Source organism: Klebsiella sp. CN_Kp073, assembly GCF_040065495.2.
Lineage (GTDB): Bacteria > Pseudomonadota > Gammaproteobacteria > Enterobacterales > Enterobacteriaceae > Klebsiella > Klebsiella aerogenes.
Genome location: NZ_CM198051.1, coordinates 3,856,281 through 3,878,283, shown reverse-complemented (window position 1 = coordinate 3,878,283; position 22,003 = coordinate 3,856,281). Strand labels below are relative to the sequence as shown.

The 22,003-nt window shown below is 54.7% G+C and carries 22 protein-coding genes and 1 pseudogene; 13 read left to right on the top strand and 10 right to left on the bottom strand.

Features of this window, described 5'->3' with window-relative positions; genetic code table 11:
* Window positions 1–39: 39 nt before the first annotated feature.
* On the bottom strand, window positions 40–645 hold the full coding sequence (locus ABLV66_RS18810; protein WP_047049451.1) for an ankyrin repeat domain-containing protein: 606 nt from the start codon (window positions 643–645) through the stop codon (window positions 40–42).
* Window positions 646–904: 259 nt separating this feature from the next.
* Here ABLV66_RS18810 and ABLV66_RS18805 point away from each other — a divergent pair, with 259 nt between their 5' ends.
* Both ABLV66_RS18805 and ABLV66_RS18800 read left to right on the top strand, forming a co-directional pair.
* Window positions 905–1,399 carry a DUF1097 domain-containing protein gene (locus ABLV66_RS18805; protein WP_047049449.1) on the top strand — a complete coding sequence of 165 codons (495 nt, stop codon included), beginning with the start codon at window positions 905–907 and terminating at the stop codon, window positions 1,397–1,399.
* Window positions 1,400–1,500: 101 nt separating this feature from the next.
* Window positions 1,501–2,439 carry a LysR substrate-binding domain-containing protein gene (locus ABLV66_RS18800; RefSeq protein ID WP_049060204.1) on the top strand — a complete coding sequence of 313 codons (939 nt, stop codon included), beginning with the start codon at window positions 1,501–1,503 and terminating at the stop codon, window positions 2,437–2,439.
* Between the two features lie 78 nt (window positions 2,440–2,517).
* Here ABLV66_RS18800 and ABLV66_RS18795 read toward each other — a convergent pair whose 3' ends face one another.
* Window positions 2,518–3,528, bottom strand: coding sequence for an acyltransferase family protein (locus ABLV66_RS18795; RefSeq protein ID WP_047078623.1), 1,011 nt, complete (start codon window positions 3,526–3,528; stop codon window positions 2,518–2,520).
* Between the two features lie 436 nt (window positions 3,529–3,964).
* On the opposite strand from ABLV66_RS18795, the gene ABLV66_RS18790 reads away from it, so the two are divergent.
* From ABLV66_RS18790 to ABLV66_RS18770, 5 genes are all read left to right on the top strand, one after another.
* Window positions 3,965–4,606 carry a helix-turn-helix domain-containing protein gene (locus ABLV66_RS18790; RefSeq protein ID WP_047078714.1) on the top strand — a complete coding sequence of 214 codons (642 nt, stop codon included), beginning with the start codon at window positions 3,965–3,967 and terminating at the stop codon, window positions 4,604–4,606.
* Window positions 4,607–4,699: 93 nt separating this feature from the next.
* Window positions 4,700–5,035: a DUF3302 domain-containing protein gene (locus ABLV66_RS18785; protein ID WP_047078622.1), complete on the top strand. Its 336-nt coding sequence runs from the start codon at window positions 4,700–4,702 to the stop codon at window positions 5,033–5,035.
* Window positions 5,035–6,177 (top strand): HlyD family secretion protein, encoded by a 1,143-nt coding sequence (locus ABLV66_RS18780; protein WP_348876517.1) that lies wholly within the window; start codon window positions 5,035–5,037, stop codon window positions 6,175–6,177. Before ABLV66_RS18785 ends, ABLV66_RS18780 begins: the two co-directional genes overlap by 1 nt.
* Window positions 6,178–6,292: 115 nt before the next feature.
* Entirely contained in the window at window positions 6,293–6,718 is a 426-nt protein-coding gene (locus ABLV66_RS18775; RefSeq protein ID WP_047068162.1) for a KPN_00521 family repetitive protein, read from the top strand.
* A gap of 178 nt (window positions 6,719–6,896) precedes the next feature.
* Window positions 6,897–7,361 carry an RcnB family protein gene (locus tag ABLV66_RS18770; RefSeq protein ID WP_045393392.1) on the top strand — a complete coding sequence of 155 codons (465 nt, stop codon included), beginning with the start codon at window positions 6,897–6,899 and terminating at the stop codon, window positions 7,359–7,361.
* A gap of 89 nt (window positions 7,362–7,450) precedes the next feature.
* On the opposite strand, the gene ABLV66_RS18765 is transcribed toward ABLV66_RS18770, so the two are convergent.
* Window positions 7,451–8,041: a lipid-binding SYLF domain-containing protein gene (locus ABLV66_RS18765; RefSeq protein WP_045393390.1), complete on the bottom strand. Its 591-nt coding sequence runs from the start codon at window positions 8,039–8,041 to the stop codon at window positions 7,451–7,453.
* 235 nt (window positions 8,042–8,276) lie between these two features.
* On the opposite strand from ABLV66_RS18765, the gene ABLV66_RS18760 reads away from it, so the two are divergent.
* The 3 genes from ABLV66_RS18760 (at window position 8,277) to ABLV66_RS18750 (ending at window position 11,335) form a co-directional block, all read left to right on the top strand.
* Window positions 8,277–9,455 carry a M20 aminoacylase family protein gene (locus tag ABLV66_RS18760; protein WP_045393387.1) on the top strand — a complete coding sequence of 393 codons (1,179 nt, stop codon included), beginning with the start codon at window positions 8,277–8,279 and terminating at the stop codon, window positions 9,453–9,455.
* Between the two features lie 19 nt (window positions 9,456–9,474).
* Window positions 9,475–10,251 (top strand): ABC transporter substrate-binding protein, encoded by a 777-nt coding sequence (locus tag ABLV66_RS18755; RefSeq protein ID WP_015367838.1) that lies wholly within the window; start codon window positions 9,475–9,477, stop codon window positions 10,249–10,251.
* A gap of 130 nt (window positions 10,252–10,381) precedes the next feature.
* Window positions 10,382–11,335 (top strand): aldo/keto reductase, encoded by a 954-nt coding sequence (locus tag ABLV66_RS18750; RefSeq protein ID WP_348876516.1) that lies wholly within the window; start codon window positions 10,382–10,384, stop codon window positions 11,333–11,335.
* A 270-nt stretch (window positions 11,336–11,605) separates the two neighbouring features.
* Here the strand turns inward: ABLV66_RS18750 and ABLV66_RS18745 are convergent.
* The 5 genes and pseudogenes from ABLV66_RS18745 to ABLV66_RS18725 form a co-directional block, all read right to left on the bottom strand.
* Window positions 11,606–11,719, bottom strand: a pseudogene (locus tag ABLV66_RS18745) (IS110 family transposase); the annotation flags it as partial.
* 11 nt (window positions 11,720–11,730) lie between these two features.
* Window positions 11,731–12,522 (bottom strand): MoaF C-terminal domain-containing protein, encoded by a 792-nt coding sequence (locus ABLV66_RS18740; RefSeq protein WP_047049438.1) that lies wholly within the window; start codon window positions 12,520–12,522, stop codon window positions 11,731–11,733.
* A gap of 25 nt (window positions 12,523–12,547) precedes the next feature.
* Window positions 12,548–13,324 (bottom strand): SDR family NAD(P)-dependent oxidoreductase, encoded by a 777-nt coding sequence (locus ABLV66_RS18735; protein ID WP_047078612.1) that lies wholly within the window; start codon window positions 13,322–13,324, stop codon window positions 12,548–12,550.
* An 87-nt stretch (window positions 13,325–13,411) separates the two neighbouring features.
* The gene (locus ABLV66_RS18730; protein ID WP_047078611.1) at window positions 13,412–15,145 is read right to left on the bottom strand and encodes an arylsulfatase; all 1,734 of its coding nucleotides are present in this window, start codon (window positions 15,143–15,145) and stop codon (window positions 13,412–13,414) included.
* Between the two features lie 45 nt (window positions 15,146–15,190).
* Entirely contained in the window at window positions 15,191–16,378 is a 1,188-nt protein-coding gene (locus ABLV66_RS18725) for an anaerobic sulfatase maturase (RefSeq protein ID WP_320482293.1), read from the bottom strand.
* Between the two features lie 424 nt (window positions 16,379–16,802).
* On the opposite strand from ABLV66_RS18725, the gene ABLV66_RS18720 reads away from it, so the two are divergent.
* From ABLV66_RS18720 to ABLV66_RS18710, 3 genes are all read left to right on the top strand, one after another.
* Window positions 16,803–17,486, top strand: coding sequence for a helix-turn-helix transcriptional regulator (locus ABLV66_RS18720; protein WP_045393597.1), 684 nt, complete (start codon window positions 16,803–16,805; stop codon window positions 17,484–17,486).
* A gap of 117 nt (window positions 17,487–17,603) precedes the next feature.
* On the top strand, window positions 17,604–18,797 hold the full coding sequence (locus tag ABLV66_RS18715; RefSeq protein WP_348876515.1) for an MFS transporter: 1,194 nt from the start codon (window positions 17,604–17,606) through the stop codon (window positions 18,795–18,797).
* A complete protein-coding gene (locus tag ABLV66_RS18710; protein ID WP_047078608.1) occupies window positions 18,794–19,909 on the top strand; it encodes a histone deacetylase-like amidohydrolase in 1,116 nt (371 codons plus the stop codon). The genes ABLV66_RS18715 and ABLV66_RS18710 overlap by 4 nt, the downstream gene beginning before the upstream one ends.
* A 6-nt stretch (window positions 19,910–19,915) precedes the next feature.
* Here the strand turns inward: ABLV66_RS18710 and ABLV66_RS18705 are convergent, their stop codons facing one another.
* On the bottom strand, window positions 19,916–20,509 hold the full coding sequence (locus ABLV66_RS18705) for a DUF3156 family protein (protein WP_289577347.1): 594 nt from the start codon (window positions 20,507–20,509) through the stop codon (window positions 19,916–19,918).
* Window positions 20,487–21,986, bottom strand: coding sequence for an APC family permease (locus tag ABLV66_RS18700; protein ID WP_289577346.1), 1,500 nt, complete (start codon window positions 21,984–21,986; stop codon window positions 20,487–20,489). Before ABLV66_RS18700 ends, ABLV66_RS18705 begins: the two co-directional genes overlap by 23 nt.
* Window positions 21,987–22,003: the final 17 nt, after the last annotated feature.

Here is a 22,003-nt window from a genome sequence, read left to right as displayed (position 1 = left end):
ACACCACCGCGAGGAGGTGTTAATGGCGATTCTCCTTCCTCAGGCTCCGGCGGCGACCAGCAGGTGGGCGATTTCACTGAATCCCTTATCCCATGCCAGCTCCAGCGGCGATTTACCATACTTATCGGTCATATGCGGGTTGGCGCCGTGATCCAACAGCAGTTTGACGATCTCCTGCTGCGTCGCGCCGCCGTCGTTTAAAACAATCGCTTCCAGCAGCGGCGTCCAGCCAACGAAATTGGTGTGATTGACATTAATATCCGTTTCCGTCAGCAATATTTTCACGATTTCAAGATGGCCTTTTTCACAGGCCGGCGTCAGACCAACGCCGCCGAAACGCGTTAATCGTTCGAGGTCGGGATTTGCCGGCAAAATTAAGCGCAGTAGTTCGACGTCGTTATTCAGACAGCTGATTAAAAACGGGTTAAAACAGGTCTGGTCCTGCTTATTAATATCTACGCCAGCGGCAATAAGAATAGAAACACAAGCATAATGTTTATTCAGGCTGGCGAGGGTAATGGCGGTTCGCCCCTGGCGATTACTGGCATTAATATCGATGCCGCTTGCTAAGCAGGCTTTTAATTTCGCGATATTTCCCTGCTCTGCAGCCAAAAGATAGTCAGCAATAATATTTTCCGTCGCCATCACCTTGCTCCTGTTGTTGCGGCTGAGACTTTCTTGATGGCTTGAGCATAGCAACCAGAAATAGATAAAAGAACCCGCTTAAATTTTATTCGCCATAATCCGGGGGATTATTGAATAAATTTCAATAATTGATGCAGACTGTGCGGCAGAGCAATGTTTACTTCTTTTATGCCTTTGTCCTTTAACGCAATCGGGTTTTCTTTCGATATAGTTGCCGTCAGAAAGCAATATCATCGATCTTTTTTCAGAGGGGAAAGAGATGAACGGACTCACCGCTACGGGGATCACCGTCGGTATTTGCGCAGGCGTTTGGCAGCTAATTTCCTCGCACGTCGGGCTGCAGCACGGTTGGGAATTATTGGGAACCATCGGCTTCGTCGCGTTCTGTAGTTTCTATGCGGCAGGGGGCGGTAAAAGCGGTTTTGTGAAAAGCCTGTGCGTTAACTATTCCGGGGCGGTGTGGGCGTGGCTGGCGGCGCTGGCCGCCGGCGCTCTCGCCTCGGCCAGCGGTATGTCGGGGTTCTGGGCAAGCGTCATTACCACGGTGCCATTTTCGGCAGTCATCGTCTGGCAGGGGCGTTTCACGCTAACCTCGTTTATTCCCGGCGGCTTCCTCGGCATGACGCTCTTTTTCGCCACCGGTCTGAACTGGACGGTGACTCTGTTGGGATTTCTGGCGGGCAACTGCGTCGGCTTTATTTCAGAATATAGCGGGCGCAAACTCAGCGAGGCGACCAGTAAGGAGCGAGCCTGAATTCACTACGGGTGTTAAGCATTGTTCAAAAATGATTGCCCCTCGCCACAGTAACCAATACATTCAGCTTACGTATGGTTTAGCGGAAGCGGGAAGGGCGCATGAACTCGATTTTTACTGAAGAAAATCTGCTGGCATTCACCACCGCGGCGCGTTTTGGCAGCTTCAGCAAGGCGGCCGACGAGCTGGGGTTAACCACCTCAGCCATCAGCTATACCATCAAACGGATGGAAGCCGGGCTGGACGTAGTGCTGTTTACCCGCAACACCCGCAGCATTGAACTGACGGAATCCGGCTACTATCTGTTTCGCAAGGCCACCGATCTGCTTAATGATTTCCACGCGATAAAGCGCAGCATAGATACTATCTCGCAAGGCATCGAAGCGCGGGTGCGGATCTGCATTAACCAACTGCTATACACGCCTCGCCATACCGCCCGCCTGCTGCAGGTGCTGAAAAAACAGTTTCCCACCTGTCAGATAACCGTCACCACCGAGGTGTACAACGGCGTCTGGGATTCGATCATCAATAACCAGGCGAATATTGCCATCGGCGCGCCGGACACGCTGCTCGACGGCGGCGGTATCGATTATACCGAGATCGGCGCGATCCGCTGGGTGTTTGCTATTGCCCCGGATCATCCGCTGGCGTTTATGCCCGAGCCTATCTCGGAAAGCCAGCTGCGCCTTTACCCCAATATCATGGTTGAGGACACCGCCAGCACGATCAATAAAAAGGTCGGTTGGCTGCTGCATGGCCAGGAAGCGATCCTGGTTCCTGACTTCAATACTAAATGCCAGTGTCAGATCCTCGGTGAGGGGATCGGTTTTTTACCGGACTATATGGTGAACGAAGCGATAGCCGAGAAACTGCTGGTGATTCGTCAGATCCACAACCCGCGTCAGGATTCCGGCATGCTGCTGGCGACGCAGCATGCCGCAACCGGCCAGGTGACGCAGTGGATTAAAAAGCAATTTCGCCCTGGCGGGATTTTAACGGCGATATATGCTGATTTATTGCATCGCGGAGAGGGAAAGTAAGTACCATTCAACGATGATCATTTATCATTTTGATATTACTGCATAAGTTGTCGCCATTAATAAATGGCGACAACTTGGTTAGTGATGAATTTTCTTTTCAATTAACTTATATAATATTAGTCCGAATGGAATGCATATTGCGATTGTAATAGCTCCGCCAATGGTACAACCCCAAGGGTTTGGGAATTTTTTGACAAATATCCCATATGCCATCACGATAAAATTATGAGTTAAATATATAGTATAAGAAGCATCACCGATTTTTAAAAGTAAGTTGTGTTTTTTTCTTACGGGTAATACAAATATTAAAATAGCTGCGCTTATTAAACAATCGATATATACAGGTTTTTCGATATAAATAGCTATACAAACAAGAAAAGCAGCCAAGGCCCAACATATTGTATCACTGAGTTTTGATGTTAAGTTTTGTAAGATGTTTTCGTTTCGCTCAATAAACACGCCAATTATAAATAGGAATATAATCCATTTGGAAAAGAATGCATTGGCTTCAGCAGTTGGTAGAGCATTCAGTGATGAGGTAATAAACAGTAAAGTGAAAATAAAAATTAGGCTTGCTATAATTCTTTCTTTTTTAATGCGTATAGAAATTAACAGAGCAAAAGTGAAATAGAAAAACATTTCATACGATAATGTCCAGCTTTGTGACATTACGGGGGTGTCGATCTTATTATCAGTTGCACCAAAAGGAATTAGTAGATATGAGAAGAATATTTTTTCTGCATTGATATCTTGTGATCTTAGCGCTATACCTGCAGCCCATAATATAACTAGTAAAGTAAAAAATATCCAATAAATAGGATAGATTCGGAGGAGGCGTTTTTTTATGAAGGTTGATGCATATTCAACCCCAAAATCTTTGTTTTTAGTGGTGTAAGACATTATGTATCCACTAATGACAAAGAAAACATAAACCCCAAGGTCACCTAAATGTGTCGTTCTCCGTATTATTTCATCAAATAATTTATTACCTGTGGTGCTATACATGTAAAATTGATTAACAGTATGAGCTATTATGACAAATATAGCGGCAAATGCTCTCGCATATTGTAATGAATCAAGCTTTTTCATTCATAACCCTGTTAAATTATTGAGCCCATATAATCGTTAAAATATTAAATTTGCTAATTTGCATAATAGCTTACTAGCATACTCAAGGTTTGAGTATATAACATAAAATTCACAAAAGAAATCAACTTGCAAGCTTTGTTTCTGAGTCAGAAAAATCCTTCAATCTATTTATGTAATTGGATTCTTCTGATTTAGTGCTTGAGTATGGAATAGAACTAGTCACTACGTCATATCCATTGCAATGTTGTGGTTTTTTGCGAGTACATACTATTTAGTTATAGCTAACCAGCATCAGGCAGTCGTCCGGTTAAGTTTACGACCCTCAAATGTTAAAAAAACGCCAAAACTCCAGCTGTGGACTTTTCCCTTCGCTTTGCCTTATATATATTTGATGACGTCGGTGATACGGGAAAGTACGGCAATGGATACGGGGAAGTTGAACAGCAGTTTTGGTCGTATTCATGCCTGCTACCAGAAGCTGCAGTTAAATGCGCATCTCCCGGATGTGACCGCCTGTAGCGAAAGCATCGAATTGGCCCCTGGCGAGCGTTTTCAGCCGCAGGCTGGGTTTATTTACTTTCTGCTTTCCGGGAAAATCACTCTCGCCGTAAGCGAGCCTGATAATCTGCTAGGGATCGTGATCGAACATATGCCGGTTGGCCTGCTTGAGCACTACTGCCCGGCGGTAGAACTGCTGTACCAATGCCTCGATCGCTGCCGTTTCGCCAGAATCAGCGTGGATGATTTCGAGCGTATCTTCTTTTACTCTTCGCCGGAGTATATGAAAGAGCTGACGACTATTCTGGCCTACATGGGCATTTTTGCCCTCGATGCGCACAACGAGCGCGGTAACCTGTCTGGTTTTCAGACCATAAAATCGATGCTATCGCGTTATCTGTACCGTAACGAGATCGATTATGGAAAACGTGAAAGCCTGTCCGCTTTTATTATTAAACGGACCAATCTTTCGCGCAGCTATGTTTATCAGGTCTTAGCCGCGTTAAAAGAAGGCGGCTATATTACGGTGAAAAAAGGTCAACTGATTTCTATCAACCGAAAAATACCGGATAAATTCTGATTAATATGGTCAGTTGTCAGGGCGATCATGCCGGGCTTGCTGACGCCTGTATAAAGTGAATGTGAAATACGTCACACATTCTGGAGTTATTTTATGACCCTGGATTATATTGCTTTAGCCATCCTGATTGCGGTGGTGCTGATTTTATTTTATGGAATTATCGTGATCCACGATATTCCCTATGAAATTGCCAAAAAAAGGAATCATCCGCACCAGGATGCGATTCATTATGCCGGCTGGGTGAGTTTGTTCACCCTGCACGTGCTGTGGCCGCTGCTATGGATCTGGGCCACGCTGTGGCGGGAAGACCGTGGTTGGGGAATGCAACAGTTAAACGCCGAACAACACGATTTACATCAGCGTCTGGATGCGATGCAGGCGGAATTAAATCGTCTGAAAAATAGCGCCGTCAATCAGGAGGGTAAATAATGGAAACGTTATTACTGCTATGTTATGCCGCACTATGTATCGTGATATTTAAGGTATTCCGTATTCCATTAAATAAATGGACGGTTCCCACGGCGGTATTAGGCGGCGTAATACTGATTGGCATGTTAATCCTCGGTATGAATTATAACTTCCCCTATAGCGAAGTCGGGAAACAGGTTTACCGTACGGTGCCCATTGTTTCGCAAACCCGCGGGCGAGTTACCAGCGTGCCGGTAAAACCAAATCAGATGCTGCATGAAGGCGACATTCTCTTCACCATCGACCCAACCCCGTTCCAGGCGAAAGTCGACGACCTGACCGCGCAGGTGAAAGCGGCAAGCCAGGATGCGTTGTCGCTTGATGCGGGGTTAACCAGCGTGCAGGCTGATTTAAGCAAAGCGGTCGCCGAGCGCGATCGGGCCCAGCGTGAATACGCCCGCTTCCAGGCCGGTCATGATAAAGGGGCTTTTTCCGATCAGATGGTCGATACGCGTCGCCAGAACTGGAAAGCGACGCAGGCGGCGGTTGACGCCGCCCGGGCAAAGGTCGCACAGGCGCGTAACGATCTCAATTCGGTGGTGCACGGTGAGAACACCAAAGTCGCTTCGCTGCTGGCGCAACTGCGCGAGGCGCAATTTAAGCTCGATAACACGGTGGTGCGCGCGCCGTCTGACGGTTACGTCAGTACCGTCGGCCTGCGTCCGGGAACGATGTCCACCGCGCTGGGGCTGAAGCCGGTGATGACGTTTGTGCCGACGGATAATGTGAATTCACGTGAATACGTCGCCGCATTTCGCCAGAACGCGCTGCAGCGTTTGCAAAAAGGTGAGCAGGCTGAATTACTGTTCCCCTCTATTCCGGGAACCGTGTTTAAAGCACAGGTAGCGGAAGTGCTGCCGGCGATTGGCGAAAGCCAGTTTCAGGGGCAGGGGACGTTGCTGACGGCCAACGATCTGGCGGCGCGCGGCCGAGCGCTGGTGGTATTAAAAGTGACTGACGACCGTCTGGCAAACTATCAGCTGCCGCAGGGGGCGGATGTCGAAGCCGCCGTCTATTCGCAGCATTTTGAGCACCTGTCGCTGATAAGAAAGATCCTCATCCGCATGAAAAGCTGGGAAAGCTATCTCTATCTCGATCACTAAAATGACGGAATAGCGGCAAGGCAGTTTTAAGAACTTTTCCTAATGCCAAGCGCAGAAGCTTATGCCATGCTGAATGTGACTCGTAACATAAAGCACGCGTTAAGAGAGGAAAAATATGAAAAAAGCAATGATTGCACTATCCGCTATTCTGGTCGCTTCTCCGGTATTCGCGGCAACCACTACACATGCAACCGATGATACCGTGGCCGCAGCCCACGAAAATGCCAACACGGCAAAAGAAAAACTGCACCAGGCGCAGAACCAGGGCGAAGAGTTGAAGCTCAAGTCCAAACACGCTGCTGAAGGGAAAAGCGATAGCGTCGGCAGCCAGGTAAGCGAAGGCACGCAGAAAACCTGGAACAAAACCAAAGAAGGCGCCGAGAAGGGCTGGGATAAGACCAAAGAAGGCACTGAAAAAGGCTGGAATGCCACTAAAGAAGGCGCCAGCAAAGGTTGGGATAAAACCAAAGAAGTCAGCGAAAAAGGCTGGGATAAAACCAAGCAAGGCGCTGAAGAGTTAAAGAATAAAGTCTCTGAGTAATCACTGACTCGCTGAGAACAAAAAAAGGTCGCGCAAGCGGCCTTTTTTACGTCTGACGCTCGCTGAAATTAAATTTTGTTGCCCTCCTGAATTAGCCAGGAATAGTCCTGGATAGTTTGCTAATCACTATTTCTCCACATTTGCAGGGTAAAAAAAGAAATATATCAGGAGGTGTACTATGAAAAAGATTATTTCTCTGGCAGTTATTTTATCCTGCGTGTTGAGCGCTCAGGCTTTTGCCGATGGCCCGAATGATGGCCATCGTCCGGGGCAACAGCAGGTATGGCAGAATGGCCCGAAACAGGGTGACCAAAACGGACGCCACCAGCCGGGCGGTCCTGGCGATAACCATCAGGACAACAATGACCACCGCGGCCCGGAGCGTAGCGGTCATGACGATCGTCGCCAGGAGCGCCATGAACAGGATCATTTCGCCTGGAGGGGTAACGATTTCCGTAAAGGCCATCCGGCGCCGGAGCGTTATCGCGGCGATGAATATCGCGTCAGTAACTGGAACGAGCGTGGTCTGCCGCGCCCGCCGGAGGGCCATCACTGGTCTTATATCGATGGCAATTACGTGCTGATCGCCGCGGCGACCGGAATCATTACCTCAATACTGGTAAGCGGCGCCCTTGGTCATTAAATAATGATACTTGCGGCATGGCATTAGCGCCGGGTCAGGCTAACGTCTGACCCGGCTTATTGATGCTAACTTGTATGGACCGCAGTGGATTACCGTTTATTCAGCTCGTCATCCGGCCAGTATTTATAACCGTTGACCATCGCCTGCGCCGCCAACCCTTTTTCGGTGATTTCATAAACGTTGACTTTTGACGGCAGCGAAGAGGTATCTTTCGCCACGCCGTTAGCCGATGCGCCTATCGGAGCGATGCCGTTGTCGTCATATTTCGCTGCCGCGTTGGCATCCGCGCCGACCATATAGCCTTTAGTAATGAAAGTATTCAACGCATCTTTGTCGTGAAATACCAGTACGGTGCGCTGTTGTTTCACGCCCATACCAAGACCGGCGCCGCCCTGAGCCATTTTCATATAAGTATCTTTGCCCGTGGCGCTATTTTTCACGACACCATAGCCGCTGCCGAAGCCGAAGACGAATATTTTGCTGCTATTGCTGGCGAATACCGCGTAGCCCTTTGAATGCTGGATATCGCTGCGTGCTTCCGGACGCAGGCTATAGAGTTTACTGAGCGTATTGGTACGCATCTTTTGAATGCTGGCGCGTTGCTGGCTGGCGGTGTCGCCCTCAGCGCTGCAGCCTGCCAGCGTCAGCGCGCAGGCAACGACAAGTAATTGATATTTCATAGCTGTTTATTTTATTTAAAACTGAGTCAAAGCGGGGATGGTAGATTAAATGTTGGTGACCAACCCAGAAAATAAACGTTTATATTTAAATTTTGCCGGTTTTAATGGTTTTTGTTCTGCGATTTTTCTGCATTAAAAATATGACGAATGGCGTTCCAGGAATTAGAAATGCTACTTGCATAAACTTTGAGCCAGGATAACGTGTTAACTTCTTAATCTATTCCCGGAGAACGGCATGTCTGATTGTGTAATTCCAGAAATTAAAGCCACGGAACAAGAAATGATTTCTATCCGTCATTATTTACATGCCAATCCGGAATTAAGTCTGGAAGAGTTTAATACCAGCGAGCTGGTTGCCGGCAAACTGGCGGAATGGGGCTATCAGGTGACCCGTGGCCTCGGTAAAACCGGCGTCGTCGGCAGCCTGAGCAAAGGCGACTCGCCGCGCACTATTGGCCTGCGCGCCGATATGGACGCATTACCGATTTATGAAACCACCGATTTACCCTGGGCCAGTACGGTACCTGGAAAAATGCACGCCTGCGGCCACGATGGCCACACCACGATTTTACTGGCGGCGGCGAAGTATATCGCTTCGCCGGCCTGCCAGTTTAACGGCACGGTGCATCTGATTTTCCAGCCCGCGGAAGAAGCCATCGGCGGCGCGGATCTGATGATTAAAGATGGCCTGTTTGAGCAGTTCCCCTGCGAACGCATCTTCGGTCTGCACAATATGCCGGGATTACCGGTTGGCAAGCTGGGCTTCTATGCCGGCAATTTTATGGCCTCGGCGGACACGGTCAAAATCACGATTACCGGCTACGGCGGCCACGGTGCCCATCCGGAACGCACCGTCGATCCTATCGTCGCCGGCGCGGCGCTGGTGATGGCGTTGCAAAGCATCGTCGCGCGCAACGTGCCGCCGGGTGAAACGGCGGTCGTCAGCGTGGGGACTTTCCAGGCCGGCATCGCCTCGAACGTGATTCCGGAGAGCGTGGTGATGGAGCTCAGCGTGCGGGCGATGAAGCCGGAAATTCGCGACCTGCTGATCAAGCGTATTCAAGAGCTGACCGAATTTACCGCCAAAAGCTATGGCGCCAGCAGCGACGTCGAGATTTACGACTCCTATCCGGTATTAACCAACAGTAATGAAGAGACCGATTTCGCCCAGGCGCTGGCGCTGGAAGTCTTTGGCCGCGAAGGGGTGCTGGAGTCGGTATCGCCAATGAACGCCAGCGAAGATTTCGCTTTTATGCTGCGCGAGCGTCCGGGCTGCTACTTCCTGCTGGGCAACGGTGAAAAAGGCGAGAAGGGCGGCTGTATGGTGCATAACCCCGGTTATGACTTTAACGATGACATTATCAGCACCGGCGCGACGCTGTTCGCGCGTTTAGTGCAAGCGCACTGCCGTTAATCCCTGGAGAAAATCTCGAATGAAAAAATCACTGTTGTTATGTTTGGCATTAATGGCGTCGACGTCGGCGCTGGCCGCCGGGGCGAAAGAGATCCGTTTTGGCGTTGATCCGACCTTTGCGCCGTTTGAATGGAAAGATCCGCAGGGCAAGCTGGCGGGATTTGATATCGATTTAGGCAACGCGATTTGCCAGCAGCTGCAGGCGAAGTGCGTGTGGGTGGAAAGCAACTTTGACGGCATTATCCCGGCGCTAAAAGCGCGTAAGTTCGATGCGATTCTTTCGGGGATGTATATGACCGAGAAGCGTAAAGAGCAGATTGCCTTTAGCGATAAGCTCTACAACGGGCCGGTATTTCTGGTGGCGCGTAAAAATACCCTCAAAGGCAATACGCCGGAGCAGCTGAAGGGGAAAACCATCGGCGTCGAGCAGGGGTCGGCACAGGAAACTTATGTGAACCAGTACTGGCGACCGCAGGGTATCAACATTGTCGCCTATCAGGGCGCCGATAGCGTGGTGCGCGACCTTGAATCAGGCCGCCTCGATGGCGCGGTGCTCTCCGGCATGATGGCCGATTACAGTTTCCTGCAGCAGCCGCAGGGCAAGGATTTCGCCTTTGTTGGCGGACAGCTGCAGGATAATAAACTGTTCGGCGCCGGGGCGGCGATTGGCCTGCGTCAAGGCGACGATGCGCTGCGCGAAGAGATAAATGGCGCGATTGCGAAAATGCTTGCCGACGGCACCTACAAAAAACTGGCCGGGAAATATTTTAGCTTTGACGTTTATTCCGGGACATAATGTCAGAGTGTACCCTGCGGGCATGGACTGCCCGCCGCAAGATTCCTTTTCTGATTATCCACTCGACATCCTCTTCAGACCCCCTGCGGTTATCTGAGGGAAACAGAATATAAGCTAAGGAGTAATCGGCATGATGACACGTCCATTGGGCAAAAGCGGATTTTCCATCGCCCCATTAGTATTTGGCGGCAACGTCTTTGGCTGGACCATCGATGAGAAAACCAGTTTTGCCATTCTTGATGCTTTTGTTGACCACGGTTTTGATGCTATCGATACGGCGGATGTGTACTCCCGCTGGGCGGAAGGCAATCAGGGCGGTGAATCCGAAAACATTATTGGCCGCTGGCTACAGGCGCGCCCCGGCATACGCGATAAAGTCAAAATCTTTACCAAAGTCGGTTCTGATATGGGGCTACCCGGCCATAAAGGATTGAAAAAAGCCTGGATCCAGCAGGCGATTGACGACTCGTTGCGCCGCCTGAATACGGATTACGTCGACCTCTATTTCGCCCACTGGCCGGATCCTGAAACGCCGATCGATGAAACGTTAGAAGCTTTCCAGGCGGTGCAGCAGGCCGGCAAGGTGCGGGCGATTGGCGCTTCAAACCTCGACGCCGGACAGCTGTCATCGGCGCTGGAAGTGGCGCGTAAAGGCGGCCTTCCGGCCTGGCAGGTGCTGCAGCCGGAATATAACCTCTATCACCGCTCCGCGTTTGAAGGGGCGCTTCGCGATCTCTGCGTAAGCCGCGATATAGGCGTGGTGACCTACTACAGCCTGGCTTCCGGCTTCCTGAGCGGCAAGTATCGCCAGCCGTCCGATTTAGCGCAAAGCCAGCGCGGCAGCGGCATCGCTAAATATCTCAATCCACGCGGAATGCGGATTATTGACACGCTGGTCGCGGTGGCGGAAGAACAGCGCGCGAAGCCTGCCGAAGTGGCGTTGGCGTGGCTGATGAGCCGGGAAGGCGTTACCGCGCCGATTGCCAGCGCCACCAGCCTGGCGCAGGTGGAAAGTTTCGCCCACGCGGCGGCGCTGAGCCTCAGCAGCGAACAATTGGCGCGGCTCGACAGCGCCAGCGCCTGAGTCAGTCCCTCACCCCGGAGGCGGCGCGTTGCGCCTTGTCCGGGCTACCAAATCGCACAGTGCGTAGCCCCGGTAAGCGGTAGCGCCACCGGGGATTTTGCGGCCCCCAACATCGACAGTTTCAGCCAGCGTGGTGAATAATTAACGGCGGGCCGCACGAACGGTAGGCCGGATAAGGCGCAGCCGCCATCCGGCGCAAAGGTGCTCCATATCCGCGGATGTTGCCCGGCGTAGCGACACATGACCCCCTTTACTCATCAGGCTCACCCGCCGTTTCTGCTCCTGAACATGCATTTCCGTCAGCGCCTGATGCCGAAGCACCCGCGCCCGCAGGGCCCGTTCAACCGGATGGGGCGCTTCCCATATCGCCGGGCGCTTCTCCCGGCCACGCAATATTATTCCTGATGGCGGGTGACGTTGAGGATCTTCGCGCTCGCGCCGACCGGGAAATTACTCAAGGCGCCAAAATCACTGCCCTGATAACCCATGATCTTACCATCGGTGCGCATCTGCTGAAGATCGATCAAGATAGCCCCCAGCGTGGGAATGATTTTCTCCCGCCAGACGAACAAATAGAGATCCTCCGCCACCTGTACGTAATGGCAGCGGTCGACATCCGCCAGCCCCTTTTCCACGCCGTCCAGACACTGCCAGGCGTAAAAATTATAATTGAGATAGATGTGTTCATAACGCTCGGTCGGGCTATAGGTGTACTGATTGCGCATGCCGACCAGCGCGGTGGTAAAGTCCGGCAGCGGCCCCGGCTGGGCATCCAGGCGGGCGAAGACAAATCGCGCCTCGACGGCGGTCAGCGGCAACCCTTGCTCTACCCGGCTGAAGGCGTCCAGCCGCGCGGCGGCTTCGTCCGGTAGCTGGCCGTATACCAGCGTGGCGTTGCGCTGCGTCAGGTTGCATACCGCGCTGATACTGGCGTTATCGCGCTCCGGGTCAAGAAAATCGATAAACAGAATATCGGGGCGCAGGGCGGTTGCCCGCCAGGGCGCGCGTTTGCCGTTCCAGAGCAGAGTCTGGTCATTTTCGATAATCAGCTGCTGCGGCTCGCTCCCGGCGGCATAAAAGGTAAAGCGTTCGCCTGCGGGCAGACTGGCGGTGGCCAGCAGGTTGCCGTGCGGGGCAAAACCATCGGCCAGCGCGCCGACCTGGATAAATACGGCTTCTGAAGTCATGTGAGCTCCTGAGTAGAGTGGGGCGTTAAGTAAACGCCAGCGTTGGAACATCGACGATGCTGGAACCGCCGTCGGCGACCAGCGTCGCACCGCTGATAATGGCGGCCTGCGGCGAGCAGAGAAATTGGCAGGCCTGCGCTATTTCATCGGGGCTGGCGGGGCGGCGTAGCGGAACGTCGCGGCACACCCGTTGATAGGCCTCGGTAAGCGACAACCCTTCCTCCCGCATCAGCGGAATCATCTCTTCATCCGCCATCGGGGTGGTGACCCAGCCGGGGCAGATGGCATTGGCGCGGACGCCCTGTGGGCCGTAATCGCGGGCGACGGAGCGCATCAGGCCGATTAACGCGTGTTTGGCGGTGACGTAGCCACAGGCCTGCGGCCCGGCGGCAAGGGAAGCGATGGAGGCGACGAACAGTACATTGCCGCGGCTGGCGATAAGCGAAGGCAGGCAGGCGCGCACGCTGACGAAAGCGCTGTTCAGGTTCGCGTCCAGCGCCTCTCGCCATTGGCGATCGCTGGTGTCGGCGGCGGCGCTATTGCCCATGCCGCCGGCGCTGCAGATGAGCACATCGATACCGCCGGTTTGGTCGAGAATTGCCGGTAGCAGCCGTTCCCGCCAGACGTCGCCGTCGGCGGCATCGCCCACCAGCGCCGTCGCGCCGGTTTCATCGGCGATCTTCTGTAGCGTTGTTTCGCGTCTGCCGGTAATAAACACCCGCTCGCCCGCTGCCGTCATCAGCCGCGCGCAGGCGGCGCCAATCCCGCTTCCGCCGCCGGTAATCACCACGACTCTCGCCATCCGCTCTCTCCTGTAATGGGTTCAGGATTACCTTAGAAAGCGAGTCAACTTCCGGCTATCGCCCGGAAGAACGATAGCCGGGTTTGTTTATTGGCCCTCGTTCACAGGAATCGCCTGCGGCGCAGGCACCGGCTTCATGGTTGCCGGATCGACCGCCAGATAACGCCCGGTTTTGTTATCGATACCGACATAATCGATCATCTTGCCCTGCGCTTTGGTAACCATGGTGCGCTTAGCAAATGCCTCGTAGGCGTCGCTCATGGCTTTGACCCGGTCGGCATGTTGGGCCGCGACGTCATGCGTCTCCAGCGGATCGTCATGCAGATTAAACAACTGCCATGGCGCGTCGCCGGCGCTGAGGTCGAGCTTCACTAAGCGCCGCAGCTTCCAGTCGCCATCGACCCAGGCGGCCTGATTATGCAATTCGACGCCGTACTTTGAACGCGGCGGCGTCTGCGTTTCACCGGTCAGGTAGCGTTTAAAGCTGACGCCAATCATCGGCAACACGGGTTTCTTCGCCAGCGATTTATTGGGATCGATACCGGCGAATTCATATAGCGTCGGCGCCACGTCGTACACCGCCATGGTTGAGGCGTCGATTTTACCGCGCCGGGTAATGCCGGGACCGGAGATCATAAAGTCGGTATTGATGCCGCCCTGGGCGCTGGTGGTTTTGTGGTAGTTGGCGTAGGGGGCATTGCTGACGTTAGCCCAGTGGGGGCCGTAGGAGACAAAGGATCCTTTGCGGCCCACGTTGTCATAGCTGTTATCGAACTGCTTCCAGAATTCGGGGGTAGATTCGTAATAAAAACCCTGTGCCGGGTTGGCGCCGTTATCGGTTAAAAATACCAGCAGGGTATTTTTATCGCGCCCGGTTTGTTTCAGCGTCTCCATCAGCGTGCCGATTTGCGCGTCCATATTGGCGATCATCGCCGCATACACCTGCATGACTTTCGCCGTATATTTCTGCTGTTCTGGCGTTAGCGCTTCCCACTCTTTATCCAGCTCCAGATGCGGCAGCGGGGTGTCGTCATGAATGATTCCCAGCGCTTTCAGACGGGTGATGCGCTGGCGATAGACCTCGGCGTAACCCTGCTCATACTGGCCTTTAAAACGTTTGATCCACTCATCCGGCGCCTGCAGGGGGTCATGAGGGGCGGTGAAGGCGAGCCAGGCGAAGACCGGCTGCTCCTTCGGCGTCGCTTTAATCCAGCTATTCATCTGGCGGGCGTAAGCTTCGCTGGAGTAAAAATCATCCGGCAGGGAGATGCGCTCGCCATCGCGGGTATAGTAAGTGTGGAACGCCTCGACGGTTCCGAGCGGTATCGCATCGTTAAAGTGGCTGGTGCCGCCGCCCATAAAGGCGAAGGAGTGGTTAAAACCGCGGTCCTTCGGCGTGGCGCCGGGAACAAAACCGAGATGCCATTTGCCGGCCATCAGCGTGTTATAGCCGGCATCTTTAAAGCGCTCGGCCATGGTGGTGACGCGGTCGGTCAGCCGAAGCTCATAACCCTCTTTGCCAATGGTGCTGTCGTACCACCACATGCCGCCCATCCCGGCCTGCTGGTTACTGTTGCCGGTCAACAGCATCGAACGCGCCGGGGCCGACATCGGTGAGGTGTAATACTGGCTCATGCGGATACTTTGCTCCGCCATGGCCTGCAGGTTGGGGGTGGGGATCTCACCGCCGAAGGGGCTAATATCGGAATAACCCATATCATCGGCGATAATCACGATGACGTTTGGATGCTCATTCTGTGCGCCGTGCGCGCCGCCGGCGAGGATCATGCTGACCGCCGCGGCCATGGCTTTTTTGTTCACGACTGACTCTCCTGTTCATAGTGGGACAACCATCAGGGCAAAGGGCTACGCGGGATGCGCGGCCCCAACAAACGCGGCCCGCCAGGCTTTCAGGCCGTTAAGGTCGCGGGAAAAGGGACGTAATGGCGCGAGGATTTCGCTAAAGAAACGGTAATAACCGCCGCATAGACGATTGTTGCCAGCGGCGTTGAGATGCGCGGGGCAGCCGCCCTGGCAGACCATTTTTACGGAGCAAGTCTGACATTCGCGGCGCAGGCTTTTTTGCTGGCCGAAAGGGAGCTGAACGGATGCGTCGACCGCGGCGGCGAGCGTCTGCTCGTCAAGGCGGCCCAGACGGTGTTCGGCGTTGATCAGATGATCGCAGGCGTAAAGCTGGCCGTCAGACTCCATCACCAGATTGCTGCCGCAGCGGGCGCTATGCACGCAGCTGCCGCTGGTATGGGTAAAATATTGCGCCCACGCCTGTTCGATATTGATGACGAATACCCGCCCCATATCGCAGCGCTTTTGCCACTGTCGCCAGATACCGACCATAAAACGCCCCCAGTTATCGGCGCTGAGCTGATAACCCTCGCGCAGCGCCGCGCCTTCGCTCATTAGCGGCTGGAACTGCAGATAGCGCGCGCCAAGCGTGACCACCCGGTCATAAATCGCCGCCGCGTGGGCGGCCATCTCGTTATGCACCACCACCAGCAGATTAAACTCCACCTGATGCTGGTGGAGCAGGGCGATACCGCGTAGCGCCGCCGACCAGGAAGCCTGCCCGCGTTTATCCGGTCGATGGTGGTTTTGCAGCGCTTCGCTACCTTCGAGGCTGACGCCGATAATAAAGCGATGTTCGCGAAACAGCCGGCACCAGGCGTCGTTGATAAGCGTCCCGTTGGTCTGCAGGCTATTGCTGATGGTTACGCCGTCAGGGGCGTAGCGCTGCTGCAGGGCGAGCGCTTTTTTATAAAAACGTAGCCCGGCCAGTAGCGGCTCGCCGCCCTGCCAGACAAAGTTGATTTCCCGCGCGCTGGCGGGCTGGGCGGCAATATAGCGGCGGATAAACTGCTCCAGTCGCGCCTCGTCCATCTTCCTGACCGGCGTTTCATCCTGCGGGTAGTAGCAGTAGCGGCAGGCGAGGTTGCAGGCGGGGCCAATCGGTTTCATCAGAATATGAAACGGCAGCGATGAGCGCGGTTCGACGGCCAGCGGAATTTGCTGCTGGCGTAAGGCGGCGATATTCAGCATCGGCTTATCCTCTATTAATTGCTGGCCTGGGGCGGCATATTTGGGCAATAGCAAGTCAGGCGTAATCCGTTGATTAAGCCGCGGCGTTAAATTATCGACATCCTTTTAGGGTATAAATGAAAAAATGCAAAAAACTATCGTTCTTAAGGATGAGATCGGACCTGCCAATATAAGGGTTTTTAATCCTCACGAGAAAATAACGCGTGATGTTAATAACTTTTGTTTATGTTTTAACGCCACTACGTTAACAGATAGCAGGGCGATTTTTAAATGCTTTAAATAACAATGTATTGATGAAAAGTTTGTAATGGATATCACATTGTTAACATGTTAATGATTGTGTTACTTAAATGTTAAATGTATGCTTCATCTTACTCTGGTAATCCGCGTGTTACGCACCACCACCTTGACGGGGGGAAATATCATGTCTGCTTTATTAAAAGCCAGTCGTAATGATGCGATAATAGCCCGTTGTTTACAGACTATTTCACAGTTAATTCCACTGTCTTCAGCGGTTTTTTATCGAGTAAATAATCGTTTAAAACCTGAAAACTATATATTGCATAATATTTCGGATAATACACACCAACAATATCTGGAAAGCTTCCAGCCATTGGATCCGCACCTGCCGGCGCACTTTAGTCACCAGAGTACGACCATGGCAGCGATGACGCCGCGACTCTGTGACCGCAACCGCCACTACTATCATGAATTTATGTTGCCGAATAACGTACGCGACATGACCGAAATCTTTATTCGCCGCGAACGGCGGATCGTTGCCGGTATCTCGCTGATGCGCGACGTGCCTTTTTCCAGCGAGGAACGCCTCCGGGCCCAGGCGGTACTGCCGTTGGTGGAGCTGGCTATTCGCGATTTCCTGCAGGAAGAGGATCAACTCCCTGCCATCCTGACGGCCAAAGAGCGCGAAATCGTCGGCATGGTGCGTGAAGGCGCCAGCAATAAGCTGATTGCCCGCCAGCTGGATATCTCGCTCTCGACGGTGAAAACCCATCTGCGCAATATTTTCGCCAAGACCGAAGTCGTCAACCGGACTGAACTCGTTTCCCGAACCTGGATGCCTGCCGCTCAGCGTACGCTGCATCTGTAATCTGACTATCGCATCCCGCGCGCGCCGTGGCAGCACGGCGTTTTCCTGATGCCTGAGGGTATCACTCCCTGGATAACCGTCCGGGGGGAGGCTTTTTTGACTGGAGCACGCCCTACGATGTCGAGTACACCTCTTTCTGAAAATAGCCTTTCCCGGCTTGGCGGGCTGGTGGTGTCGCTGCGTTTGCTGGCGGCGATTGTCATTTTCGCCGCCATTGCGCCGGGGATTTTAATGACCGCGCCGGCGGTGGCGGCGCAACTGGCCAGCGAATGGCACCTTAAACCCGGACAGATCGGCTGGCTATTTTCGGCGGAGCTCGGCGCGATGAGCCTGGCGACGCTCCCGGCGTGGTGGTGGATGAACCGCCTGGACTGGCGGCGGGTGGCACTCGTCGCCTGCGCGGTATTTCTGCTCGCTAACCTTGCTTCGGCGGTAGTCACCCAGTATGCGTCGCTGCTGGCGGTACGCTTTATTGCTTCCCTGGCGGGCGGCACGCTAATGATTTTGTGCATCAGCTGCGCGGCGGGAACGCCGAATCCATCGCGGGTGTACGCATTTTGGGTACTGGGGCAGCTGCTGTTAGGCATGCTTGGCCTGCTGGTGTTGCCCGGCCTGTTCGTGACCTTTGGCCTGAAGGTCGTTTATCTGCTCCTCGCCGCCATCATGCTCTGCTGTTTGCCGCTGGTTTCCGCCTTCCCGTCGCGTTTTCAAGCGCAATCGGCTTCCCATCGCCAGCCACCTGCAGCGTCGTGGCGTAAGGCGCTGGCGGTGCTCGCGGTTCTCACCTTCTATATCAGCCTCAGCGCGGTATGGACCTTTATCGGCACCATCGGCAGCGGGGCGGGGTTGAGTCCGACAGAGGTCGGTCTGGTGCTGGCGGCGGCGACGGTGTTCGGCATTATCGGCGCCGGCGGCGCGGCTCTACGCGGTACCCAACGTCCGGACCGGCTGGCGGTGTGGCTGGGATACGCGCTGCTGATCGCCAGCGTGCTGTTACTGACGGGCCATCCGCTGCTGGTGCGTTACGCCATCGCGGCGCTGCTGTTTAAGTTCACCTGGACTTTCGTGCTGCCTTTTATCCTCGCTCGCGTGGCCGCGCTCGATAACAGCGGCCGGTTGATGAACAGCATCAATCTGGTGATCGGCGGCGGAATGGCAGCCGGCCCGGCGCTCGCGGGGGCCTTACTGCAACATTTCGCCAGCGCCAATCCGCTGCTGGCGGCGGCAGGCGCCTGCGCGCTGCTGTCTCTGATTTTGATTGCGGCGGCGTCGTCCGCCGGAAAAGGTTTAGCCAACGGGAGGATAGAGTGAAAAGAAAAACCGGTTTCTTCTTTGATGAACGTTGTTTCTGGCACAGTACCGGCCTGCACGCGGTAACGCTGCCGGTCGGTGGCTGGGTACAGCCGCCCGCCGGCGGCGGCCATGCCGAGTCGCCGGAGACCAAACGGCGGATGAAAAATCTGATGGACGTCTCCGGGCTGACGCCGCAGCTGGAACTACGCAGCGCGGCGGCGGCGAGCCTTGAGGACCTGCGGCGGATCCATCCTGATAGCTATCTTGAGCGTTTTAAGGCAATCAGCGATAACGGCGGCGGCATGCTCGGCAAAGAGGCGCCGCTGGGACCGGGGAGTTATGAAATCGCCTGCCTTTCCGCCGGACTGGCCTGTGCCGCCGTCGAGGCGGTGCTTAAGGGCGAACTGGATAACGCTTATTCGCTGTCGCGGCCGCCAGGACACCACTGCCTGCCGGACCAGTCGATGGGGTTTTGTTTCCTCGCCAATATTCCCATTGCCGTTGAACGGGCGAAAGCGTTGCTGGGGCTCGGCAAGGTGGCGATTATTGACTGGGACGTTCACCACGGTAACGGTACGCAGCATATCTATCTGCAGCGCGATGACGTGCTGACTATCTCATTGCATCAGGACGGCTGCTTCCCGCCGGGCTACTCCGGCGAGGACGATCGCGGCGTTGGCGCGGGCGAAGGTTACAACATCAATATTCCGTTGCTGGCCGGGGCGGGCGACGACAGTTGGCGCTATGCGCTGGAAACTATCGTCATTCCCGCGCTGGCGCGTTTTGAGCCGGAACTGATTATTATCGCCTGCGGCTATGATGCCAACGCGATGGATCCATTAGCGCGGATGCAGCTACATAGCGACAGCTTCCGGGCGATGACCGAACAGGTCCAGCAGGCGGCGGATCGCCTGTGCGGCGGGAAACTGGTGATGGTACACGAAGGCGGCTACGCCGAGTCCTACGTGCCGTTCTGCGGCCTGGCGGTGATGGAAACGCTGAGCGGCGTGCGCACCGAGGTTGAGGATCCGCTGCTGGAATTTATTCACCAGCAGCAGCCGCGCGCCGCATTCGCACAGTTCCAGCGCCAGGCCATCGATCGGCTGGCGCAGCAGTTCGGTCTGCTATAAAACGCCTCAGCTTCCCCGCTGTGATGGCGGGGAAGTCAATGCTTTCCCTTCTGCGATTTCACCGCGCATCCACTGACTTACCGCCTGATTAATCATCGCCAGCACGCTGAGCAGCAGCATCCGCTGCTGCGCTTCGAGCTTCAGATAACGGCGCAGCGGCGGCATTTTACAGACCACTTCGCTGGCGGCCCAGGGTTCAATGCAACAGCGCCAGCCGCTATCGTCAAAGGTCAACGAAAAGCGGCGGTAGTCCAGCTCGCTTAAGGTGTGCTGGAGATTAGGAAAACCGTTGAGATAGCCGGCGAGCTGCGCGCTCTCTTTACTACCGATAAAGCGGATGGGCTGACGTTTCAGCCAGCCGGATTGGTGGGCGCGGATCTTGCCGCGAGCGGGCCGGGTAACCGGCCCCTCGACGACAAACTCGCAGCTGTGAATGCTGGCCATAAATAGCCGCTTCTGGCGCACGCTGAAGGTGACGGCGGTGACGTCGTTCAACCGCAACATCGCGCTGCGTTCGCTGAGTTTTTCGCTCGGCCAGCCCGCTAAGTCGCGCTGCACCGCGTTCATTAATGGCGTTTCAAACCAGGGGACGGAGGACATCAGGCGTCATCTCCCCGCAGGTCTGTTTCTCATAATTGCCGATAGCGCGCTCGACCACCTCTTCCACCTCCAGCGGCTTGAACGGATTAACGCGCTGTACGCACAGCGTCCAGAACAGGGCATAGGCGGCGGTCAGGCCGAGCATAATCCCGAACGGCACCAGCACCTCGCGGCTGTCCATCCCCGGTGGGGTAATATTCACAATCGCGATGATAATCCCGACGCTGGAGATAATCTGCGGTAGCGGGAACCACGGCGAGCGGTAGGCGCGCGGCAGGTCAGGGCGGCGAATGCGCAGCATCACCACCGACAGCGTGACCAGCAGATAGGCCACGCCCCAGGCGCAGACCGCGGCGAGGATCAGCGGTACGATACGGTCCAGATCGCCGTTCAGGTACCAGGCGTGCAGGCAGGGGATGGCCACGCCGATGGCAATCGCGATCACCGGCGTTTTGAAGCGCGGATGCAGCCAGGTAAGAAAACGCGGCAGCGCGCCGTCCAGCGCCATACCGTAAATAATACGCGGCACCGCGGCCATCAAGGTATTAATCGTGGCGCAGCCCGCCAGCAGCAGGCCGACCCCGAGCCAGTACTGGCCGGCGTGGCCCATCACCCGCTCGGCGAAGGCCGGGATCGCCATCGGCGTGTCCAGCAAATGGACGTTATTCGCCGCATCGATCACCACGTTTTCCACCTGGCGGTTAATCGCCGCGCCATAGATAAACATGCAGCTGGCGACCCCCAGCAGACCCAACGCCATCGCCCGCGGAATGGTGCGGTGGGCTTTTTTGATTTCCGGCGCCATCGGCGTCACCAGTTCACAGCCGACGAACATAAACATCGCCATGCCGATATAGCCGAACAGGCCGGAGATATCGCTAACGTTCAGCGGCGTGCCGAACCAGCCGGAAAGGTGAGTCACCGGCGCCATAAAAATGCCGCACAGGCCGAAAATGGTTAGCGTTGTCCACATGCCAAAGGTAAGCACCACTTCGACCTTGCCGAAAATTTCCACCCCAATGGCGTTCAGCAGGCCGAAAATGACCACCATACCGACACCCACCATCCAGGTGTTTTGATGGGCGGCCATCTGCGCGTTGACCGATTCGAAGTTCACCAGCGCCATAATGCCGGCGAGAATGGTCTCCGCGGTTCCGGCGAAGATATGGACGATAAGATAGGCGCACAGCGCGCCGGTAATGGCGAAGAAGCGGCCCATACCGCAGGAGATATAGTCGTACACCGAACCGGTGGTGGGGATTAACGTCGCGGCTTCGGCGAAGGTAGTGACCTGCGCCTGCATCATAATAAAAGCCAGCAGTACCGCCAGCGCGAAGGTGTCGCCGCCCATGCCGAATCCGCTGGTGACCGTTAGGATCACCGGGCTTGCCATAATCAGCCCAACCGAGCTGGCGAGGGTCGTCGGAAAGCCGACGACGCCGCGTTCAAGATGGCTGGCGAGTCTGTTACTAAACATAGTCAACCTCTGCACAA

Coding starts and splice junctions, on each gene's coding strand:
- ABLV66_RS18810 (WP_047049451.1), bottom strand. CDS start 645: ATGGCGACGGAAAATATTATTGCTGACTATCTTTTGGCTGCAGAGCAG.
- ABLV66_RS18805 (WP_047049449.1), top strand. CDS start 905: ATGAACGGACTCACCGCTACGGGGATCACCGTCGGTATTTGCGCAGGC.
- ABLV66_RS18800 (WP_049060204.1), top strand. CDS start 1,501: ATGAACTCGATTTTTACTGAAGAAAATCTGCTGGCATTCACCACCGCG.
- ABLV66_RS18795 (WP_047078623.1), bottom strand. CDS start 3,528: ATGAAAAAGCTTGATTCATTACAATATGCGAGAGCATTTGCCGCTATA.
- ABLV66_RS18785 (WP_047078622.1), top strand. CDS start 4,700: ATGACCCTGGATTATATTGCTTTAGCCATCCTGATTGCGGTGGTGCTG.
- ABLV66_RS18780 (WP_348876517.1), top strand. CDS start 5,035: ATGGAAACGTTATTACTGCTATGTTATGCCGCACTATGTATCGTGATA.
- ABLV66_RS18775 (WP_047068162.1), top strand. CDS start 6,293: ATGAAAAAAGCAATGATTGCACTATCCGCTATTCTGGTCGCTTCTCCG.
- ABLV66_RS18770 (WP_045393392.1), top strand. CDS start 6,897: ATGAAAAAGATTATTTCTCTGGCAGTTATTTTATCCTGCGTGTTGAGC.
- ABLV66_RS18765 (WP_045393390.1), bottom strand. CDS start 8,041: ATGAAATATCAATTACTTGTCGTTGCCTGCGCGCTGACGCTGGCAGGC.
- ABLV66_RS18760 (WP_045393387.1), top strand. CDS start 8,277: ATGTCTGATTGTGTAATTCCAGAAATTAAAGCCACGGAACAAGAAATG.
- ABLV66_RS18755 (WP_015367838.1), top strand. CDS start 9,475: ATGAAAAAATCACTGTTGTTATGTTTGGCATTAATGGCGTCGACGTCG.
- ABLV66_RS18750 (WP_348876516.1), top strand. CDS start 10,382: ATGATGACACGTCCATTGGGCAAAAGCGGATTTTCCATCGCCCCATTA.
- ABLV66_RS18740 (WP_047049438.1), bottom strand. CDS start 12,522: ATGACTTCAGAAGCCGTATTTATCCAGGTCGGCGCGCTGGCCGATGGT.
- ABLV66_RS18735 (WP_047078612.1), bottom strand. CDS start 13,324: ATGGCGAGAGTCGTGGTGATTACCGGCGGCGGAAGCGGGATTGGCGCC.
- ABLV66_RS18725 (WP_320482293.1), bottom strand. CDS start 16,378: ATGCTGAATATCGCCGCCTTACGCCAGCAGCAAATTCCGCTGGCCGTC.
- ABLV66_RS18720 (WP_045393597.1), top strand. CDS start 16,803: ATGTCTGCTTTATTAAAAGCCAGTCGTAATGATGCGATAATAGCCCGT.
- ABLV66_RS18715 (WP_348876515.1), top strand. CDS start 17,604: ATGTCGAGTACACCTCTTTCTGAAAATAGCCTTTCCCGGCTTGGCGGG.
- ABLV66_RS18705 (WP_289577347.1), bottom strand. CDS start 20,509: ATGTCCTCCGTCCCCTGGTTTGAAACGCCATTAATGAACGCGGTGCAG.
- ABLV66_RS18700 (WP_289577346.1), bottom strand. CDS start 21,986: ATGTTTAGTAACAGACTCGCCAGCCATCTTGAACGCGGCGTCGTCGGC.